Origin of the sequence: Tamlana sp. 2_MG-2023, assembly GCF_030548465.1 — a bacterium.
Lineage (GTDB): Bacteria > Bacteroidota > Bacteroidia > Flavobacteriales > Flavobacteriaceae > Pseudotamlana.
The window spans coordinates 352,059-373,299 of record NZ_JAUOSF010000002.1; the positions used below are offsets into that span (position 1 = coordinate 352,059).

The window sequence follows — 21,241 nt, forward strand, 5'->3', positions numbered from 1 at the left end:
TCTTATTTTTTTCTTAAATCCAGTGTGTAAGGGAATTCAAAATTAACAGGCAATTCTTTGTATTTAAAACGTTTAGAGCTTCCTTTTTCTTCAACACTTCTATTAGGATTATCGGTATCTGGATTTATTTCTTCCACAGGTTCTATTTCACCTTGTGTATGACCAAATTCCCAGAAACGGTTAATTCTTCTAGATTCTGCTTCAAAACTATTTACCGGATACGACTCGTATGATCTTCCTCCTGGATGTGCTACAAAGTAGGTGCATCCTCCAATAGAACGTCTGTTCCATGTATCAACAATATCAAATACTAAAGGCGTATCCACTGGAATCGTAGGGTGTAATGCAGAGTAAGGATCCCAAGCTTTATACTTGACTCCGGCTACATATTCACCTTGTACACCAGTGCTTTTTAATTGAACTTTTACACCGTTGCAAGTTAACACAAATCTTTCATCTATGAAATTAGAAACTTTAACTTGAAGCCTTTCTAATGAAGAATCTACATATCGCGCTGTTCCGCCGCCTGTCATCTCTTCACCCAGTACATTCCAAGGCTCGATACCGGCTCGTAATTCCATATGGATTTTATTGATTTCAACCATACCATGTAGAGGAAATCTAAATTCGAAAAATGGATTAAACCATTCTTCTTTAAACGCGTACCCTGCACGATTAAGTTGTTCAACAACATCTTTGATGTCTTCACGAACGTAATGTTCTATTAAAAATTTATCATGTAATTCAGTACCCCAACGTACTAAGTTATGCTCGTAAGGTTTTTTCCAGAACCAAGCTACTAACGTTCTAACCAGTAACATTTGGGTTAAACTCATTTGTGGGTGTGGAGGCATATCAAAACCACGTAATTCTAAGATACCTAAACGTCCTGAAGATGAATCAGGAGAATAGAGTTTATCGATACAGAATTCTGCACGGTGCGTATTACCAGTAAGGTCTGTTAAAAGATGCCTGAACAAACGGTCTGTTAACCAATAAGGCACCTCACCATCTTTTGGAATTTGCTCAAATGCTATTTCTAATTCGTATAAGTTTTCCATTCTAGCCTCGTCAATTCTTGGCGCCTGACTTGTAGGTCCAACGAAAGCTCCTGAGAATAAATAAGTCAATCCTGGGTGATGTTGCCAAAAGGTAAGCAAACTACGAAGTAAACTAGGTTTTCTTAATAGTGGACTGTCCTTTGGAGACACACCACCAAGAGTGACGTGATTTCCACCACCAGTTCCGGTATGCTTACCATCAAGCATGAATTTTTCAGTACCTAAGCGTGATTGCTTTGCGAGATCGTATATGGTAAATGTATTATGGCATAATTCTTCCCAGTCTTTAACCGGGTGTACGTTAACCTCAATAACCGCAGGATCAGGTGTGATTTTTAAAGACTCTAATCTATTATCTTTAGGTGGTTCGTAACCTTCTAGAATAACAGGAACATTAAGTTCTTTGGCTGTCATTTCAATAGAAGCAATGAGATCTAAAAATATTTCGGCAGATTCAAGAGGGGGTAAAAATAAGTACAATTTACCTTCTCTAATTTCGGCACACAATGCTGTACGTACAAAATAATTAGGTGTATTTTGGTCTATACCATTTGTACAATAATCATTATAGCGTTCTTTTACAATATTTTTAAAGCTAGGAAGTCTTCCTTTTATTCCAAATAGTTCTGGTTCATAAATTGGAAAAATTTCATGTTCTGGCTTAGCCTCTAATGAAGCTAGCGGTAAACGTAAACCAATAGGGGAGTCGCCAGGTGTTAAAAAAAGATGATTTCTTCTAAAAGTCCAAGCACTAGTAAACCATTTATTTTCTGTTTTATTTAATGGTAAAAGATATCCGACAGGGGTAGAGATTCCGTTTTCAAAAATCTGGTTGATTTTTTTCTTTGCCAATTCACCGTCTTTATCATCTTCAGGATTATAATCAGTTGGTAAATTTCCCTGTTCATACAGATAGTAAAAAGGATCTTCGTAAGTTGGTTTTATATGTTCATTAGTAACGCTTAAGTATTTTGTAAGCGTTTCTAAGAATAATTTATCGGTGTATTGAGGCACAAAATAATCATCAACATAAGTTGCTAATAGGTTTTTATTGTACCAAATAGGTCTTCCATCCTTTCGCCAACAAATTTCAATTTGCCATCTTGGTAAAGGTTCACCAGGATACCATTTTCCTTGCGCATGATGCAGAACACCTCCTTTTCCGAAGGCATCATGTAACTTTTTAGATAAATCTTTGGCTAATTTACGTTTTAGAGGTCCGTCGGCTGTGGTATTCCATTCAGGAGATTCTAAATCGTCAATAGAAACAAAGGTAGGTTCACCACCCATGGTTAAACGAACGTCTCCTTTTTGAAGTTGCTTTTCAACTTTATTTCCTAATTTATAAATAGCTTTCCATTGTTCTTCTGTATAAGGCTTTGTAACACGTGGTGATTCAAAAATACGTGTTACTGAATTTTCAAAAAAGAATTCAGTTTCGCAAACATCTGTAGCACCTGAAACGGGAGCAGCACTTTCAAACGACGGCGTACAAGCTAAAGGTATGTGACCTTCGCCAGCTAATAGGCCAGAGGTTGCATCAAATCCAATCCAACCAGCTCCTGGAAGATAAACTTCCGCCCAAGCGTGTAAATCGGTAAAATCTTCTTCGGGACCAGAAGGCCCGTCTAAAGATTTTTCATCAGATTTTAATTGTACTAAATATCCTGATACAAAACGGGCTCCGAAACCTAAATGACGTAATGTTTGTACAAACAACCAAGCAAAATCTCTACAAGAACCGTTTTTGCGTTCTAAAGTTTCTTCACAAGATTGAACACCAGGTTCCATCCTTATATTATAACTTAAATATTCATAGATCTTTCTATTAATATCAATTAAGAAATAAATGGTTTTTCTTGGCGTGTAGTCTATGGTTTTAATGAAATCTTGAATGAGCTTACCTTCATCAGTGATCTCTAAATAAGGTTGAAGTTCCTTTCTAATAGTATCTGAATATTTAAAAGGAAATTCTTCAGCAGACTCTTCAATAAAGAAATCGAAAGGGTTAATCGTTTTTAAATCGGCTATAATTTCGACATCAATAGAGAGCTCATCGGTTTTGTCTGGAAAAACTAAACGTGCCACATAATTACCAAAAGGATCTTGCTGCCAATTAAAAAATTGGTTTTCTGGTTTTATCTTGATGGAATAAGACTCTATTGGGGTACGTGAATGGGGAGCTGGCCTTAGTCTAAAAATATGAGGTGATAATGATACTTTTCTATCATATTTGTATTTTGTTTTGTGCGAGATTACGATTTTTAATGCCATATGTTATTCTACTAATGAAACGTTTAAACGATTTTGGTTTTATGATTAAAAATGAAATACCATGTGCAATGAACATAATATTCTTTGATCCTAAAAAACAAATAAAACCATGATCTCTAATTTAGGAAGATATGGTTTAATATCATGCGGAAATAACAAATAAAATACGCTTTATATTTTACAAATTGATATTTTTTAGATGAATAAATGAATTATCTATAATAGGCTAAAAAAAAACATTAAAAACAACATTAATTATTAGCGACTGTTTTTAAATATTCAAATTTTATCTAAAATAGGTAAACTTCAAATAACACCTTGTGCTAATCATATTCTTTAAATACCTATTAAACAAAATATAATAATACAATGGGAAAGTTGGAATAAACAATAAAGGGTTTTTACTATACATTGTTATTTTAGTACGGTATACATAAATTAAAAGTTTTTCTGGAGAAATAAGATAGCTTTTAACCATTTTTATTTTTCTTTTTAGACCTACCGAGATATTCATTTTGTATAGTTCTTCTCCAGAATCATTATTTCCAATATTATCATAGAATCCTTTAGAGATTTCTATCGTTCGTTTTAACTTTTTTAAGCTAACAATAGTATTCAACTTTAGGGCGTAACGAGTCATGATTTTTTCAGAAAAAGCCAAACTATAGCATATGTTTTGAGATTTTTTACACAAATCTTTAAATACTTCGAACATAAATTCCTGAGTATCTTTCATATATTCTTCGTATACCTTCTTTTCAGACTCCATGAATTTCTCAACGACATACTGTTCAGGGTTATTATTATAACTCATAGCAGTACCATGTGGAGCTTGACATAAATATTCATAAAAATCGGTGTTAGCCATCATTGTTGTGGCACTGAAATTATCAAATAAATTAACCTCAAAATTTAAGCCTCGTTTATAGTTATTGTATTTAGAAATCGCATCATTTAATTCATGTCTAAATTCACATAAACCAAGATAATACCCATTAACTTGAATATTTTTTCCAAAATAGTCATACAATGCATCTTGAATTGTTCCACCCCATCCAATATCAATAATATTTAAGCCTTCTTCTTGGTAATTTACACCAAAAGAAGCTAAGTAATTATTAAAAGCTTCACGTTGTTGATCTCTGTTAGCATTATAATATTTAATGAATTTTGGATTTATCTTTAATTCCTGAAATGTATCAGAATTAAAGAAATCATTAATTCTTTTTTCAGCTTGTCCTTTTTGGTTTAAGTCGTTAATTATTTCACTTTTTTCTAATTCACTTAAACTGAAATTGTTTAAAAAATTTTTAACTGAAATATTTTTATAACGTACTTTATAATACTCAAATGTTTCTTCTTCAGCACAATTTAATCCAATTTGAAGTGTGGATTTTCTAGATACTTTAAGATAGTGTGTGTTTATAAATGCTCCACCTTTTACATGGTTTATCTCTTGATAATAATCAAAAAGTTTTTTTAAATAGAAACCTTCTCTAGCTAAGAAAAACAAGTTTCTTACTCCTTTATTCAGGCTTTCTTGATATAACTTTTCAATAAAAAAGTTAAATAATATAATATAATCGCTATGCGGTGGAGCTTTTTTCGTGTTGCAAGTTTTATAAATATTCTTAATTAATTTTGAATATTTCTTGTTATCGTTACCAAAGGCTAATCGTTTTTGTTCTTGTTTTTCCTTTTTATTAGGTATGAAAAATCCTTTTATTCCAAATTTTTCAGCATGTACTATGTCACTTTCATAATTATCTCCTATCATGATAGCTTGTTCACCTTTTAATTGAAGTATTTCTAATAAGTGGGGGTAAAGTCCGCCTTTATGTTTACTATAATTTCGAGCGGCTGAAACATAAACACCATCGAAAATAGATTTTAAATCATGAGCTGCTATAAGGTTTTCTATGAGAGATTCGTTGGTGTAAAAATCGGAGACACAGTAGATTTTATAGCCTTCTTTTTTCAGATGTTTTAGGGTTTCTACGGTTTCGGTGTTTAGGTACTGTGTTGAAAATTCTGCTGAAAACTCTGCTTGCTCACTGATTTCTAAAAATTGATCAAAACTAGTACAATTCCCTAATGAGTAATTATTTTTAAGGCGTGTGTATATTTCTAATACAAGTGTATTATATGGAAATTCACCTCTAAATATGTTAAGTTTTTCCTCTAAATATTCAGTAGCCTGATTTCTAGTGTAATATAAGTCATCAATTTTTAATGGTATATTAAATTGTTGTATCATTTTTTTAGCCCATAACCTGATTACAAAATTTGGGTGAACTGTACGGTGAACTATAGTGTCAAAAAAATCGGTAAAAATATAATCTACTTTATTGTTTTCTGATAAAAATCGTGTAATTTCTTTTCTCATAATTTAATATTTTCATCATATAAATAAGCCAATTTCTTAGATGCAGACTTACATTATTGTATTGTAGTATTTAAGAGGGATTTTATTTTTTTTATCTAAAATGTGAATATTTTAAATAGATCGTTTTCCTTATAGATTTTTTTATCATGCGATTCAATCGAATATAATAATACAAAGGAAAAGTAGGGATGTAGTAATGTTTATTCTTTCTAAAAAGTGAAAATTTGGTAAGCAAAACGTATTTTACTAATTTTTCAGGGGATATAACATAACTTCTAATAATTGGTAAATTCTTTTTGATAGCCTTTCCTAATGATAACTTATAATTATCATCTCCAACCGTAATATTACCAATACTATTACAAAAGCCTAATGACAAATCACTAAACCGTTTTAATTTTCGTTTTGTAACCAAAGTGTTTATTTTTAAAGCGTAGTTCACTATGATTTCATCTGCAACTTGGGTTGTATAACATATTTTTTTAGTTGCTGCACAATAATATTTAAAAACATCAAACATAAAATCCTGAGTTTCTTTTATATACTGCTCGTAAATTTTCTTTTCAGACGGATCAAAATATTCAATTGTATAATTATCAGGAATGTCTTGATAACCAATAGTACTACCATGTGGGGCTTGACTTAATTGTTCATATATTCCTGTGTTTGACATTAAAATTTCTTTGTTAAAACCACTATATAAATTAGCCTCAAAAATTAGCCCTCTTTTACGCTTGTTTGAATGATTATTTTGTATAGCATCTCTAAATTGCGTTATACCAAGATAATAACCGTTTACACTAACCTCTCCATTGTAATAAGCATGTATTTTGTCTTGCATGGTACCCAACCAGCCTACATCTACAACCGTTATTCCTTCTTCTTTAAATGGCGTGTTGAATGATGCCATGTAATTTGTAAAACCTTTTTCTTGACTTACTCTATTGGCTTCGTAAGAGGTTTTAAAAAGTATATTCGCTCTGATTTTTTTATATTCATCAGTTTCAAAAAAATTGATAAGAGTTGTGTTAGAATTGGAACAATTTAAGTCTTGAATTATTTGATCAATCAGATCATCTGAAAAATTAAAATTTTGAAGAAAACTATGTACAGATAGGTCTTTGAAGAACTCTCTAAAATAGTTAAAGTTTTCTTTTTCAAAAGGCTTGTATGTTATCTGAAGTGCAGATAAGCGAGACATTTTTAAATAATGTGTTTTAACAAAATGACCATGTTCTAATTTGTTAACTTCCTGATAATAATCAAATAATCGTTTTAAATACAGACCTTCTCTAGCAAGAAAAAAAATGTTTTTTATTTTTTTATCTAAACATTCCTTATATAATTTTTCTGTAAACCGACTAAAAAAGATAATATAATCACTGTATGGTGGCGCCTCTTTAGTATTACAATTGTTATAAATGGTTTTAATTATTTTTTTATAATCTTTCGCATCATTACCAAAGCGAAGTCTTTTTTGTAATCGTTTTTCTGGTTTGTTCTCAATATAAAAAGATTTAATTCCTGCTTTTTGGGCATTAGTAAAATCACTTTTATAATTATCACCTATCATAATTACTTGATTTGCTTCTATTTTTAGCTTCTCAAGTAAATATGGATAAATCTCTCCATGGTGTTTACTGCATTCTCTTTCAGCTGAAACATAAATATCCTTAAACAAGTCTTTTAAACCATGTTTTTCTATTAATTTCTTTAATAATGTTTCATCTGAATAAAAATCGGAAACACAGTAAATAACCATGCCTTTTTCTTTAAGGTACTTTAGGGTTTCAACAGTTTCAATATTTAAATACTGTATATCAAATTCACAATAGTATTCGATCTCTTTACTGATGGAAACAAATTGCTCTAAACTTTCACAGCTTCCAAGCGAGCTATTATTGTCTAACCTTTTATATATTTCAGCAATAAGTCTATCATATGGTATTTCTCCTGGGAATAAATTGTATTTCTCTAATAAGTAAATATTAATTTCATTACGTGTAAAGTATAATTCATCAATGGTTAGAGGAATGGAAAATTGTTCTATTAATTTTTTAGCCCACAATCTTAAAATATAGTTTGGGTGAACCGTTCTGTGAACTAAGGTGTCAAAATAATCTGTAAAAATATATTTTACACCACTAGTTTCAGAAATGAAATTAATAATCTCTTGTCTCATTTAGGGCATTGGTTATAAAAAAACAATTCTAATGTCTATACAAAATTAAAATTTGCACTAGGCGGGAAAACTTATCCAAAAGAACGAAACTAAATGATTGGATAAAGAATAAAATCGTCTAAATACAAATTAATTAGTTGTTTTCGGTTTTAAGTGAAATTTCAAGAACATTGATTTTTTTTATTAGTCATTCCACCATACTACAAAGTACTTCTGCTTTTCCCCATTAGGGAATTTTATCCAACAAAGTGGCGCTATTTTATTATTTATGAGAGTTGTTATCTCCTCATTAAAGCTTGAGTAAGTTAACCAATTAACATGACTAATAGGAGTTTGTAACCAATCTATTTTATGAGGAATAAAGAACTTACAATTTTCAAACATATTAATTCTGGAATAATGAATATAGTATCCATTTAAGCAGCTTTTGTTGAGTAAGTTGAACTTAGGTAGCTTTTCGTCATAAGGAACAAATAACTGTGCTTTAAAGTAAACATATTGAGAGAGTTGATTAGTATTTACATTCAAATCGACTAAAGCTTTCGTTGCTGAAGGGTTTTTAATCAACGGTAATTGTTTATCTCTTAGTTTAGTGAGTTTTTTAATTAGTGAGTCATTTCTATTTGGTCCAACCCAATGTTCAATTTCTGTATTACCCTGAGTTGGGTCATACAAATAGAATTTATATACAATTTCAAGATGAATAAGTTGCTGGTCGCGTTCTAAAATGCAATCAATTTCACCAATAGTTTGTTTATTTTTCTGGATTTGGAGGTTCTCCAAGCGTATGTTAATATTGTCGTATTTGTCTAATTCTGAAAATACAAATTGTTCAACACGCTTTCCTAAACGTGCATTTGGTGTTTCTTTCGCTTTAAATTGAACTATAGGTTTTTGTGGTAATTCTAACTGATATATCCCCATAACACTATGACTTTCCCAGAGTAATGGCGTATTGAGGTATCCTTGAAATTGCAGTTGTAATTGGTTTGAATTATAGCTCATGGTTCATCTAAATTTAGATTAGATAATTCGGAAATCAACTTTTTATGCGTAAATTAACATGGTGTATTTTGATTTTCAAATCAATAATTAATATCAAAAGTATAACTTGTAATTTTTGTAACTATGAAAAAGATTTTAAATAAAGCATTAAGTAGCGTTTTGTTTTTAATAATAATGGCTTGTGGATCTTCAAAAACACCTCTATCACAAGCGGAGATGGATACCTTAGAAACCCTTATCAACAAAAAGAATTTCACTATTGAATCAGATTGGGCGCACCCAACCGCAAGTATGGCTATGCAGCAAGCTTCAAGAATGTTGGGGCCTGGAAATAATCCGAGCTCCATAAATTTAATAAGTAACAGTAATTTTTTAACGGTTTCTGGTGATAGTATAACCTCTAGTTTACCTTATTTTGGAGAAAGACAAGCCGGTGGAAGTTATGGTGGTGGTGATAGCACTATTGAATTCAAAGGATTAATGAAGAATTATAAAGTAGAACAAAAGAATAATTCTAGTATTGATATTTCATTTGAAGCTAAAAGTCATTCTGAAAATTTTAGGGTTAGGATTAATGTGTTTCCAAACCTAAAAACAGATATGATGTTATCGGGGAATACTCGAACGGTTATAAGATATACTGGCGAATTATCACCTGTTTCTGAAGAAAAAGAAACTGTAAAAAAATAATTTTTCACTAGAAAAATCTAACAAAAGAAATAGATTTAGCATAAGTTTTTTTATGAAACCTACCAATATTCTAAAGGTCTATAATGCATTAAAAGAACCAATTAAATAGGTGGAAATAAATAACGTACACCGATAATTTAATTACAATATTAAGCACTTGCTCAAGTTATTATGCAAGTGCTTTTTTATGCTTCATATTATTTTCTACACTTATTATTAAATAGCTTATTGCTTTTTTTAATTCAGTATTTTATCGTGTATTATATGGTTCCATCGATTTTTTTATGAACCGATAGGATATTCCCTTAATTTATACATACACAAAATAAACTCTCATGAAAAATATTATCGGACTATTAGGCATTTTTTTATTTAGTACCTTTTCTAATCTTCAAGCCCAGGATACCATTTATATTACTGGGAATAAAGTAGAGAACTATAAAAAAAGAAGTCCGATTTATGATTATTCTGAAAAAAACTTGAATAATACAGATACCATTCCTGGTTACCTCACTCAAAATAATAAACTTAAAATTACAGGAACAATTTATGAGAGTGATGGTGTAACGATAGCAAGTAACGTATTGCTTTTTATTGAACAAAGTGATGAAAATGGTGATTTCCAATTGCGTAAATACAATAAAAAACGCTACGTAAAACATCGTGGATGGGTAAGAACCGATGATAAAGGACAATATAAACTTTACACCTTTATTCCTGGAAGTTCCATGTACGGAAATGATCCTAAACAAATTCACCCGATTTTAAAAGAACCTAATAAACCAGCATATAAAATAGAGCCTTTTCTTTTTGATGACGACCCTCGGTTAACGGATAAATGTCGTGAGTTGGTAGAACAGACCAACCCTAGAAGAATTTTAAAGCTTGATAAAAAAGAAGGAGTCTATGTGACAACAAGAGACATTATACTAGGTGAAGAAGTAGCTATTAAATAATCATCCGTTTTTATGACGTTTTGAAATATAATATTTTATTGTTTAGAATTCCATTAAGTTTGTAAACTTATGGATTCACTTACTCAAATTGTTTTAGGCGCGGCCGTTGGCGAAGCTGTTTTAGGAAGAAAAGTTGGTAATAAAGCCTTACTTTATGGGGCTATTGCGGGAACAATTCCTGACTTGGATGTATTGGCTAGTCATTTCACAGATACGGTTTCTGCTTTAGAAATTCATAGAGGTTTTACACATTCCATATTGTTTTCCATAGTTTTCGCACCTATTTTTGGTTGGCTGGTCTCCCGATATGAACGTTATAAAGATATCAAAGGCTGGTCCTGGTTGTTCTTTTGGGGTTTTATTACACATCCGCTATTAGACGCCCACACCACATGGGGCACTCAATTATTTTGGCCTTTTGATTTACGTCTGGCTTATAAAACCATTTTTGTAATAGATCCGTTGTACACCTTGCCTTTTTTACTATGCTTAATTTTAGTAATGTGCTATAAAAGAACTTCTAAAAAAAGGAGATTTTATAATCGTTTAGGACTCATCATAAGTTCTGGTTATTTGCTAATTACCATTGTATTAAAGGGATTATCTTATACTAAGTTTGAAGCCGCATTAAAGACACAACAAGTTGAATATTTTGATCTTGACACACGTCCGTCACCATTAAACACGGTATTATGGACTGCTAATGTAGACACTAAAGACGCCTATTTAGTGGGGTATTATTCTTTTTTCGATACCAAACCTATTACGTTTTATCGTTACCCGAAACATCATGAATATTTAGGTGATTTAGAAGAAAACACGAAAGTTAAACGCATGATTGCAATTTCTAATGGTTGGTACACCATCACTAAATCTCAAGATAATTTATATTTTAATGATTTACGCTTCGGAACTATGGGAATAAAGCCTAATCCCAACCAATTTGTATTCAAATATGAAATTCAACAAGCTTCAGATGGTACAATCAAGTTTATTGAAACACCAAAGAATAGAGAAGATGCCAAAGGACTAATATCTGAATTATGGCAACGCATTAAAGGCAATTAACCTTTTATTTCATTTTAAAATTATAAAAACGAACTCAATTTACTTGCTGTTAAATTTATACAAGCAAATAATAAGCATGTATTAAATACCGGTACCAACTAAACTGTCGTTATCTTTGCGGAAAATTTTTTCCATGTTAAAACAATTTTCAGATTTAGGTGTTCATGAATCCTTTCAAAAAAGCTTATTAGATTTAAGCATATCGAAACCTACAGATGTTCAAGAAAAAACCATTCCTGTAATATTAAATAAAAAGGAAGATTTGGTTGTTTTAGCAAAAACAGGAACAGGAAAAACAGCTGCTTTCGGGTTACCATTATTACAGCTAACCAACACAAACGATGTAAATATTCAAACGCTTATACTCGCACCAACCAGAGAATTAGGCCAACAAATATTTACGAATCTTCATGCTTTAGCTGCCGAAAATCCTGAAATAAAAATAGCTTCCATTTGTGGAGGGACACCCATAAAACCTCAAATAGAACTATTAAAAGATCCTACGCAAATCGTAGTGGCTACACCTGGTCGTTTAGTCGATTTATTAAAACGTGAAGTCATCAATCTTAATCATTTGAAATACTTTGTTTTAGATGAAGCCGATGAAATGGTTACTGCATTAAAAGAAGAAGTGGATACCATCATAAAAGTCATTCCTAAAAACAGAAGAACCTTCTTGTTTACGGCAACAATGCCTGGTACCATAAAGCAATTGATTCAGAATTACATGTCCAAACATGTGGTTCAAATTGAAGCAAACATGGAAACTACTGGTCACCAAGGCATCGATCACCAATATGTGGTGGTTGAGCCCATTGAAAAATTAGACGTTTTGCTTTATTTCTTAAATTCAAGAGCAGGGGAGCGTGGTATTATTTTCTGTAAAACAAAAGCGGCTGTAAATAAATTAGCTAAAAATTTAGCCATTAATAAATTTTCTTCTGGAGCTTTACACGGTAGTTTGTCACAAGGTATTCGTGATCGTATTATGGGACAATTTAGAGAAGGTCATATTGATATTTTAGTAGCAACCGATTTGGCTGCTCGTGGTATTGATGTTAAGGAACTATCATATGTGGTTAATTATCATTTACCTGATACTTACGAAGCCTACGTACACCGAAGCGGAAGAACGGCTAGAGCGGGAGCAAAGGGACTTTCCTTAACCATCCTACAGGAAGAAGAAGTGGTTGATATTGCTGAGTTTGAAGATGAATTAGGAATCACTTTTAAAACCTTTGAAAAGGCAGATGCACAAAGTATTGAAGAAAACAATACCTTATTATGGGCTAAAAAAATATTTAAAACCAAACCCAATCGTGAGGTTTCAGAAGATTTAAAATCTCAAATAAAAACTATTTTTCATCACTTAACTAAAGAGGAATTGGTCGATAAAATATTGGCTCATTATTTAGCTGAAAACACAACCGTACTACCAAAAGAAACCGTTTCTAAAAAGCGTAAAAAGCACTAATAATACATGGCAAACGAGATTAAAAATCAGCAAGATATTTTAGATAAACTGAATATTGAAGCTTTAAACCCCATGCAAGAAGAAGCGCTTGCGGTTATGGAAGTTTCAACGAACACCGTGTTATTATCTCCAACGGGTACAGGAAAAACATTGGCTTTTTTGTTACCATTACTGAAGGTTTTAAACCCTGAATCGGAAGACATTCAAGCTTTAATCATTGTGCCTTCTCGAGAATTAGCCATTCAAATTGAGCAAGTCGTGCGTTCTATGGGCTCTGGCTATAAGGTAAATGCGGTTTATGGCGGTAGACCTATGTCCAAAGATAAAATTGAAATTAAGCACAATCCCGCTATTTTAGTAGGTACACCAGGACGAATCTTAGATCATTTTGATAGCGATCGTTTTTCAAAAACTAGTATAAAAACGCTTATTTTAGATGAATTTGACAAGTCTTTAGAAGATGGTTTTGAAGAAGAAATGAAAGCGATTATTGGTCAGTTAGCAAGCATTAATAAACGGATTTTAACTTCAGCCACTCAAGGTGTGAAAATCCCTGGTTTCGTAAGATTAGATAAACCTGAAATTGTCGATTTTCTGAAAGAAAAAAGAAAATCTCAATTAGCCATTAAAACAGTTATTTCCCCTGATAAAAACAAACTTAAAACCCTGTTGCAATTAATGCAACATATAGGAAATAAACAAGGCATCATTTTCTGTAATTTAAGAGATAGTATAGGAGATGTAAGTCGTTTTTTAAAGCGCAATAAAATTAGTCATACAACTTTCTCTGGAGGCATGGAGCAAAAAGACAGAGAGCGTGCTTTAATAAAGTTTAGAAATGGAAGTTCTCAAGTACTATTAGCTACCGATTTGGCTGCTAGAGGTATCGATATTCCTGAACTTAATTATATCATTCATTATGAATTGCCACGACATGAAGAGGAATTCATTCATAGAAATGGCAGAACAGCCAGAGTTAATGCCAAAGGCACAGCCTATATTTTAAAATGGCAGGATCAATTGTTACCAGAGTTTATTAAAGATGTAAAAGGCATTAATATTTCTAAAAAAGCTGAGTTTATTCCTCAATTTTGGGAAACTTTATTTATTTCTGGAGGTAGAAAAGATAAAATTTCAAAAGGTGATATTGCTGGCTTATTTTTTAAAAATGGTAACATTAACAAAGATCAACTGGGAATAATTGAGCTAAAGCAAGACTGTGCTTTTGTTGCAGTACCTTTATCTATTGCCAATGAGTTGGTTGAAAAACTAAACAATTCACGATTAAAGAAAAAAAAGGTACGTATTACCATTCTGTAAACACCTAATATTTAGTTGAAATTTAAGATGGTACATCTATTTTTTACATGTACTTTTGCCGCTTCAAAAATAAAATTCTAAAATGAAGCGTATTAACGAATATAAAAAACTCTTTGGAGTTGAAAACGAGATCGAATTAGGTACTTTAAAAAAGAGTTACCGCAATTTGGTTAAAGAATGGCATCCTGATAAATTTCAAGATGGTGACGCTTTAAAAGAAGAAGCTGAAATTAATAGCCGTAGAATTATTGATGGTTATCATTTCTTGGTGAGTATGGCGCCAGAAACTTTAGAAGCAAACTTACCAGCTTACACCGAAACAATTAACAATTCTGGTATTGCCGATTATCAGCACAAAGGACAGTTGTTAGAAATTACATTTTTAGATGGCTCTACTTACGAGTATTTTGGCGTGACTAAACAAGTGTATATTAAAATGATAAATAGTGGTAAGTTAAATCGTTTTGCTAAACGTTCAATCTATCCTAATTATAAATATCGCATGTCGAAGCGAGAGCTTTAAAATTAATAGAGTTAAAAAAGGTTGTCCATTTCAGACAACCTTTTTTAATTATTACTTTATTTTCTGCTAGTTATTACTAGAAATCACATTAAGGATTTCATTTTTCTGAAGCACACCAGACTGTCTCCATACTTGCTTACCGTTTTTAAATAACAACATCGTTGGTACACCACGTACTTGATATTTTGTTGCTAGTTCTTGATTTTTATCAACATCTATTTTAACAATAGAGACGTTGTCACCAAGAGTATCTTTCACTTCTTTTAAAATAGGACCTAATGTTTTACAAGGTCCGCACCATGTTGCAAAGAAATCTACAAGCACTGGTTTGTCTTGATTTATTATTTCTGAAAACTTACTCATAATTATAACTTTTAAGCGATTTGACTCTAAAGATTAAACACTTTTAACTCGTTCTAGTTTATCAAGTACAGAAATAGACAAACGGATGATACAATTTGAAATACAAACTAAATCATGCGGAACATTGGCATCAAGTGCAACAATATCTCCTTTTTTAAGATTTTGTTTTTCACCATTTGCACCAAAATCGATTTCACCATCAAACATTTCAATAACAATTGGAAAAGGCGCTTTGTGTTCCTTCATGAACTGTCCGCTTTTCATAACAATTCGAACTTCTTTGGTGCTTTCCGTTTTTAATAAAACAGTTACCGCTGGTTTTTCATTTTCTTGATAAGTAATATTTTCTAGTATGGATGCTTTTTGCATAATCTTTGGTATTAAATATTTCTTTTTATTAGTAAAAATTGGTCATTTAAGTTAATGTAAAAAAATAGACTATGAAAATAGGTTGAAAACTTTTATCCTAAATTAAAGAATACATATTACTGAATATGTTCAAATAAACAGCTTAAAGTGTCTTTCTAATCTTACTTTGATAAAATGTATTATTGAAAAGTACATTCTTTAAAAAAATAAAAGCTTGATGATAATCTTTAGTAGGAAGATTAAAAATATCATGGCCTCGACCTCGATAAGTGTAGAGTATAAAACTAGTGTTTAAACTGGCTAATTTATCTGTTATTTTTTCTGAACCTTCTAAAACAAAAAAGCCTTTTTGAAAGATAGTGCATGAATGGTGTGCTCCTTTACCATAGGGCACAATGGGATCTTTTTCACCATGATAAAAAATACCAGGAATACTATTGTGCTTCTCAATGGCATTCGTATCAAAAATAGCTCCAGAAATTGAAAAAACTGCTGCTATTTTTATAGCTTGGTGTCGAGCGGAATTGCTCATTAAATGTCTATTATAAGCAATATTTAAAATGGTTTCTGCACCAGCACTGCTTCCTGCCAAAACAATTTTAGAAGCATCGATATTAAAATCCGTTTTATAATCGGTTAAAAACAATAAGGCATCCATAACATCCTGAGCCCCTTTTTTATAAACTTGGAAAATTTCATTTTGTGGCACTCCACAACTCACACTAAGGCGACCTTGGGTTAATCGATAATCTATACTAGCCACATTATAGCCTTTGCGTGCAATGTTTTTCGCCATAGACACCATATAACTTTCGTTTCTCTTTCCGGTGTAAAAACCGCCGCCATGGACTAAAACCATCAAAGGTTTTTTACTTATACTATCCCTAGCAGGTTGATATATATCTAGTTTTAGTGTGTCATTCGCTTTAATCGCATAATTATATGTGCGTACATTTATTGAATCAAATACGGAATCGATATAGCGTGTTTGTGCACTTACCGAGTAAAAAATAAGGAAAAATAAAATGCTTAACCTGAATATTGGCATAGTTTGATTACTTCTTAATTTTGTTACGCTAATTTAAAGTGAATTTTTTATAACAGTTAACCTGTTAGGATTATATTGTGAAATCTAAATGTATTTTAAACTAAAAGAGGCTGCCTAAAAAGTAAAATTTTCGTCAACCTGAACTTGATTCAGGTTCTCATAATGATTGGTTATCAATATGATGTGATTCTGAAATCGAAGATTCAACGAAGTTAAATAAATTCAGAATGAAATACTTTAATACTTTTTGTACAGCCTCTTTAGTATTACTGCTTTATAATAAGCAGCATAATAACTTGTTGAAACCCTGAATCGAGTTCAGGGTGACGTTTAGGTGGCGTGAAACTAGTACGCCATTTTTACTATTTCTTCAACATTTTCAGGAGACAAGTCTTGGTGTTCTCCAAGGCCTGTCCAACCACGATCGGTAAAACGTTTTGAAATTTCTTCAGCAGTACCTTCATAATCTTTGGTATAATCTGATAATTTCGTATCGATTCCTAATTCATGGAAAAAGACTACTGTTTTTTCAATGGCAGCATGTGCTTTATCCTCAGTAGAGCCTTCAGTGATATTCCAAATGCGTTCGGCGTATTGGGCTAATTTCTCTTTTTTGGCTTCAAAATTAAATTTATAATGGCTTGGCGCAATTATGGCTAAAGTTCTAGCGTGATCTATTCCGAATAAAGCCGTAAGTTCATGTCCCATAGCATGTACTGCCCAATCTGTAGGCACGCCTTTTTGTATTAATCCGTTTAAAGCCATGGTGCAACTCCACATGAAGTTTGAAGCCGCTTCATAATCTTTAGGATCTGCAATCACTTTGGGAGCCACTTCGATAAGGGTTTGCATGATGCTTTCAGCAAAACGATCTTGAAGTAACGCACCAGCAGGGTAGGTCATATATTGTTCTAAAACATGAGTAAAAGCATCAGTGATACCATTAGCTAATTGGCGTTGCGGAATAGACTGAATCACCTGAGGGTCTAGAATGGAGAACTCAGGAAATAGGCCAGGACCACCCATACCTAATTTTTCTTTAGTTTCGGTATTGGTAATTACGGCACCAGAATTCATTTCAGAACCCGTAGCAGGTAAGGTTAAAACCGTTCCGAAAGGCATGCCTTTTTCAGTTCTAATTTTTTTACTCAAAATATCCCAAGGGGTATTGCCTTCAAATAACGCAGCAGACGATAAAAACTTCGTGCCATCAATAACAGAACCACCACCAACAGCTAGTAAATAAGTGATATTTTCAGATTTAATTACTTTTAAAGCGTTCATTAAAACGGCATATTCTGGATTTGCAGGAATACCACCAAATTCTACAACGTCATAGTCAGATAAAGCTTTTTTAACCTTGTCGTAAATGCCATTCTTTTTAATGCTTCCGCCGCCATAGAGTAGGAGGACTTTAGCGTCTTTAGGAATTTCATTTTCTAATTTTTCTATAGTGTTCTTACCAAAAATAATTTTGGTAGGATTTTTAAAATCAAAAGTGTTCATAATTTTCGTTTTTAGTTTGTTTAAATTTCAACAATCATTTTCCCTTTGTTTTTACCTTCAAATAAACCGATAAATGCATCAGGGATATTATCAAATCCATTTACAACGGTTTCGGTGTAAGTCAGTTTACCTTCAGCTAACCAAGCCGATAATTCTTTTATGGCTTCAGGGAATTTTTCTGAATAATTAGAAACAATAAAGCCTTGCATTAAAGCACTGTTTTTAACTAAAAAAGGCTGTACACTAACGCTTTTTGGAGTTTCAGTTTTGTTATAAACAGAAATAGCACCACATATAATAATTCTAGCAAATCGGTTAATATTAAACAACACAGCATCTGAAATTGGTCCGCCTACATTATCAAAATAAATATCAACACCATTAGGCGCTAATTTTGAAATTTCAGCATTCATATCTTCAGTGGTGTTGTAGTTGATTCCGGCATCAAAACCGAATTTACTTTTAAGCATTTCAACTTTTTCATCGGTTCCAGCAATACCTATAACATGAAGTCCGAGAATTTTTCCAATTTGTCCAACAACGCTTCCAACAGCTCCAGCAGCACCAGAAACCACTAAAGTTTCGCCAGCAACAGGTTTTCCTATTTCGTTTAAACCACAATAAGCCGTTAACCCTGTCATGCCTAAGATACCTAGATAAGCACTTAAAGGCACTTTAGTTCCATCAACCTTTAAAAGACCTTCACAAGAAGAAAGTTGTTTCGTTTTCCAATCGAGCATCCCTGAAACATAGTCACCTTCTTTAAAATTATCATTTTTAGAAGCAATAACTTTAGCCACCACACCAGATTGCACGGGTTTATTAAGTTCTAATGGTGCGACATAAGATTTTGCATCACTCATGCGGCCTCTAAGATAAGGGTCTACCGACACATAACTCGTTTCTAAAAGAACTTCTCCAGAATTAGGTTCTAGGTTTTCATCTTCAGTTATAAATTCAAAATCTGAAACTGAAGGTTTTCCTTGGGGTCTGTTTTTAAGTAAAATGCTTTTTGTTTTCATGTCTTTTATTTTATAACGGTTACTAAATCTTCCATAGGTTTTCTAACTTTTACTAAGTTAACCAACCAATCGTTTTCTTCTTTTCTGTAGCCTAAAGGTAACATGACTGCACTACGTAATCCTTTTTCTTTTAAACCTAAAATCTCGTCAACAGCAGTAGGATCAAAACCTTCCAATGGTGTAGCGTCAACACCTTCAAAAGCAGCAGCGATGATCGCTTGAGAAAAGGCAATATAGGCTTGCTTAGCTGCGTGATGAAAATTTTCTTCCGCAGGTTGTTGCGGATAAGATCCTAATAACATCTGACGGTAATTTTCCCAACCTTCGTTTTTAAATCCGCGAATGTCATTTGTTAAATCAAACATGTAATTGATACGGTCTTCGGTATAGGTATCCCAAGCCGCAAAAATAAGTAGGTGAGAACAATCGGTAATCACAGATTGGTTCCAAGCCACAGGTTTAATTTTTTCTTTAATATCTTGATTTTCAATTAATATGATTTCAAAAGGTTGTAAACCACTTGATGTTGGAGCTAATCGTGCAGCTTCTAAAATACGTTCTATTTTATCTTCAGGAACAGTTTCACCGTTCATAGCTTTTGCTGCATATCTCCAATTTAATTTATCTAATAATTCCATAATTGTATCTATTTATTAATTCTATTTTGAAAGTGATTTTATATCGTGTGATGTAATAATTGATTTTGTTTGAGAACTTGAATTAGCCAAGTTTATCATCCCTTGAGCAATGGTTTCAGGTTCAATGACTCTATAGTTTTTTAATGGCCCGACGAACAAGGGTTGAATGACTTTAAATACAGCCAACCCAATCTTTTCTAGCGTTCGTTGTTCTTCACGTTCGCCCCCAATTAATGAAGGTCTTAAAACAAAGGTGTTTTTAATATTTTGCTGAAACACATCACGTTCCATTTCACCCTTAGTCTTATAGTAAAACACAGCACTATTAACATTGGCTCCCATAGCAGAAATAACCAAAAATGTTGAAATGTTATTTTCTTTTGAAAGTTTTGCTGCCGTTACCGGAATACCGTAATCGATTTGTTTGTAAAGGTTTTTGTCTGGTGTTTTACTAGATGTAGTGCCAATACAGCAATACACTTCGTCTGCAGTGAAATCTGTTTTAAATTGTTCTAATGCTAACAAATCACCTATAAACTGTGTCACTTTATTAGGAAGGTTTTCAATTTTAGAACGCGAGAACAGTTTGATTTGGCTGTATCTATCGTCTTCAATTAATTTTTGAAGTAAAATACCGCCTGTTAAACCGGTTGCTCCTAAAATGATGGCTGTTTTATTCATGTTATTTGTTAAGTTTTATACTATCCCAAGCGGCTTGATACGCTTCTTCTATTTGATTTTCACTTAATGTAAAGGCGGCTCTTTTTTGAACCGTCAATAAAAAGGATAAGGGATTTATTGAATAGGCATATAATAAATAATCGTCTATAGGTTTAATGATGCCTTCTTGTTTGCCACGAGCCCAAAGGTCGAGTAGTGGTTGTAAGTGTTTGATGCCTTCTTGTCTAGACGCTTCGTCTATAATTGGTGTATTATCACATTGCGCTAAGAAAAAAGCGTATTCACATGCTTTGAGTTTGAAATCAGCTATACGCTTCCAAATCATTTCAAAACTTTTTTCAACACAAGCATCTTCGTTATAATTTGCGAAAGCATATTTGGTGTATTCAGCTTTTACTTCAATGTAGGTTTGATTAACCAAATCCTGCTTGTTTTCAAAGTATAAGTAAATGGTTCCAGGCGAAACATTAGCCATTTTGGCAATTTTACTCATGGGCGTGGCATGGAAACCGTTGTTGTTAACCAACTCAATAGTGGCTTTAATTAAGGCATTGCGCTTGTCTGTACTTTTTTGATGTTGTGCCATGATTTTTAAATTAGAGTACAAAGGTATTAAGAAAATGAACGTTCATTCATTTTTTAACAAAAGTTTAGTTTTATACTTGGTTTTTGGTT

The 21,241-nt window shown here is 32.4% G+C and carries 18 protein-coding genes; 6 read left to right on the forward strand and 12 right to left on the reverse strand.

From position 1 onward, the window contains the following. Positions 1-2: 2 nt before the first annotated feature. The 4 genes from Q4566_RS04620 to Q4566_RS04635 all read right to left on the reverse strand — a co-directional run bounded on the left by Q4566_RS04620 (position 3) and on the right by Q4566_RS04635 (position 8,908). Positions 3-3,335, reverse strand: coding sequence for a DUF2126 domain-containing protein (locus tag Q4566_RS04620; RefSeq protein WP_303418867.1), 3,333 nt, complete (start codon positions 3,333-3,335; stop codon positions 3-5). A gap of 286 nt (positions 3,336-3,621) precedes the next feature. Next, on the reverse strand, positions 3,622-5,721 hold the full coding sequence (locus Q4566_RS04625; RefSeq protein WP_303418870.1) for an HAD family hydrolase: 2,100 nt from the start codon (positions 5,719-5,721) through the stop codon (positions 3,622-3,624). Between the two features lie 91 nt (positions 5,722-5,812). Continuing rightward, entirely contained in the window at positions 5,813-7,903 is a 2,091-nt protein-coding gene (locus Q4566_RS04630; RefSeq protein WP_303418873.1) for an HAD family hydrolase, read from the reverse strand. Between the two features lie 183 nt (positions 7,904-8,086). Next, on the reverse strand, positions 8,087-8,908 hold the full coding sequence (locus Q4566_RS04635) for a DUF1853 family protein (RefSeq protein ID WP_303418875.1): 822 nt from the start codon (positions 8,906-8,908) through the stop codon (positions 8,087-8,089). A 123-nt stretch (positions 8,909-9,031) separates the two neighbouring features. Here Q4566_RS04635 and Q4566_RS04640 point away from each other — a divergent pair, with 123 nt between their 5' ends. The 6 genes from Q4566_RS04640 to Q4566_RS04665 all read left to right on the forward strand — a co-directional run bounded on the left by Q4566_RS04640 (position 9,032) and on the right by Q4566_RS04665 (position 14,939). Then, positions 9,032-9,598, forward strand: coding sequence for a DUF4251 domain-containing protein (locus Q4566_RS04640; protein ID WP_303418877.1), 567 nt, complete (start codon positions 9,032-9,034; stop codon positions 9,596-9,598). Positions 9,599-9,933: 335 nt separating this feature from the next. Beyond that, positions 9,934-10,554: a hypothetical protein gene (locus tag Q4566_RS04645; protein WP_303418880.1), complete on the forward strand. Its 621-nt coding sequence runs from the start codon at positions 9,934-9,936 to the stop codon at positions 10,552-10,554. Positions 10,555-10,623: 69 nt separating this feature from the next. Next, entirely contained in the window at positions 10,624-11,622 is a 999-nt protein-coding gene (locus tag Q4566_RS04650; protein WP_303418883.1) for a metal-dependent hydrolase, read from the forward strand. Positions 11,623-11,755: 133 nt separating this feature from the next. Beyond that, complete coding sequence (locus tag Q4566_RS04655) at positions 11,756-13,096, forward strand: DEAD/DEAH box helicase (protein WP_303418886.1); 1,341 nt, start codon at positions 11,756-11,758, stop codon at positions 13,094-13,096. A 6-nt stretch (positions 13,097-13,102) separates the two neighbouring features. After that, a complete protein-coding gene (locus Q4566_RS04660; RefSeq protein ID WP_303418890.1) occupies positions 13,103-14,416 on the forward strand; it encodes a DEAD/DEAH box helicase in 1,314 nt (437 codons plus the stop codon). A gap of 82 nt (positions 14,417-14,498) precedes the next feature. Next, the gene (locus Q4566_RS04665; protein ID WP_303418893.1) at positions 14,499-14,939 is read left to right on the forward strand and encodes a KTSC domain-containing protein; all 441 of its coding nucleotides are present in this window, start codon (positions 14,499-14,501) and stop codon (positions 14,937-14,939) included. Positions 14,940-15,005: 66 nt separating this feature from the next. On the opposite strand, the gene trxA is transcribed toward Q4566_RS04665, so the two are convergent. From trxA to Q4566_RS04705, 8 genes are all read right to left on the reverse strand, one after another. Continuing rightward, positions 15,006-15,302 (reverse strand): thioredoxin, encoded by a 297-nt coding sequence (gene trxA, locus Q4566_RS04670; RefSeq protein WP_303418895.1) that lies wholly within the window; start codon positions 15,300-15,302, stop codon positions 15,006-15,008. 33 nt (positions 15,303-15,335) lie between these two features. Continuing rightward, a complete protein-coding gene (locus Q4566_RS04675) occupies positions 15,336-15,671 on the reverse strand; it encodes a cupin (protein ID WP_303418898.1) in 336 nt (111 codons plus the stop codon). Positions 15,672-15,813: 142 nt separating this feature from the next. Then, positions 15,814-16,719 carry an alpha/beta hydrolase gene (locus Q4566_RS04680; RefSeq protein ID WP_303418901.1) on the reverse strand — a complete coding sequence of 302 codons (906 nt, stop codon included), beginning with the start codon at positions 16,717-16,719 and terminating at the stop codon, positions 15,814-15,816. 345 nt (positions 16,720-17,064) lie between these two features. After that, a complete protein-coding gene (locus Q4566_RS04685; RefSeq protein ID WP_303418904.1) occupies positions 17,065-18,225 on the reverse strand; it encodes an iron-containing alcohol dehydrogenase in 1,161 nt (386 codons plus the stop codon). A gap of 20 nt (positions 18,226-18,245) precedes the next feature. Further along, positions 18,246-19,247, reverse strand: a complete 1,002-nt coding sequence (locus tag Q4566_RS04690; RefSeq protein ID WP_303418906.1) for an NADP-dependent oxidoreductase — start codon at positions 19,245-19,247, stop codon at positions 18,246-18,248. A 5-nt stretch (positions 19,248-19,252) separates the two neighbouring features. Continuing rightward, entirely contained in the window at positions 19,253-19,885 is a 633-nt protein-coding gene (locus Q4566_RS04695) for an NAD(P)H-dependent oxidoreductase (RefSeq protein WP_303418909.1), read from the reverse strand. A gap of 21 nt (positions 19,886-19,906) precedes the next feature. Further along, complete coding sequence (locus Q4566_RS04700) at positions 19,907-20,566, reverse strand: NAD(P)H-binding protein (RefSeq protein ID WP_303418913.1); 660 nt, start codon at positions 20,564-20,566, stop codon at positions 19,907-19,909. A gap of 1 nt (position 20,567) precedes the next feature. After that, positions 20,568-21,152 carry a TetR/AcrR family transcriptional regulator gene (locus Q4566_RS04705; protein ID WP_303418916.1) on the reverse strand — a complete coding sequence of 195 codons (585 nt, stop codon included), beginning with the start codon at positions 21,150-21,152 and terminating at the stop codon, positions 20,568-20,570. Between the last annotated feature and the right edge of the window lie 89 nt (positions 21,153-21,241).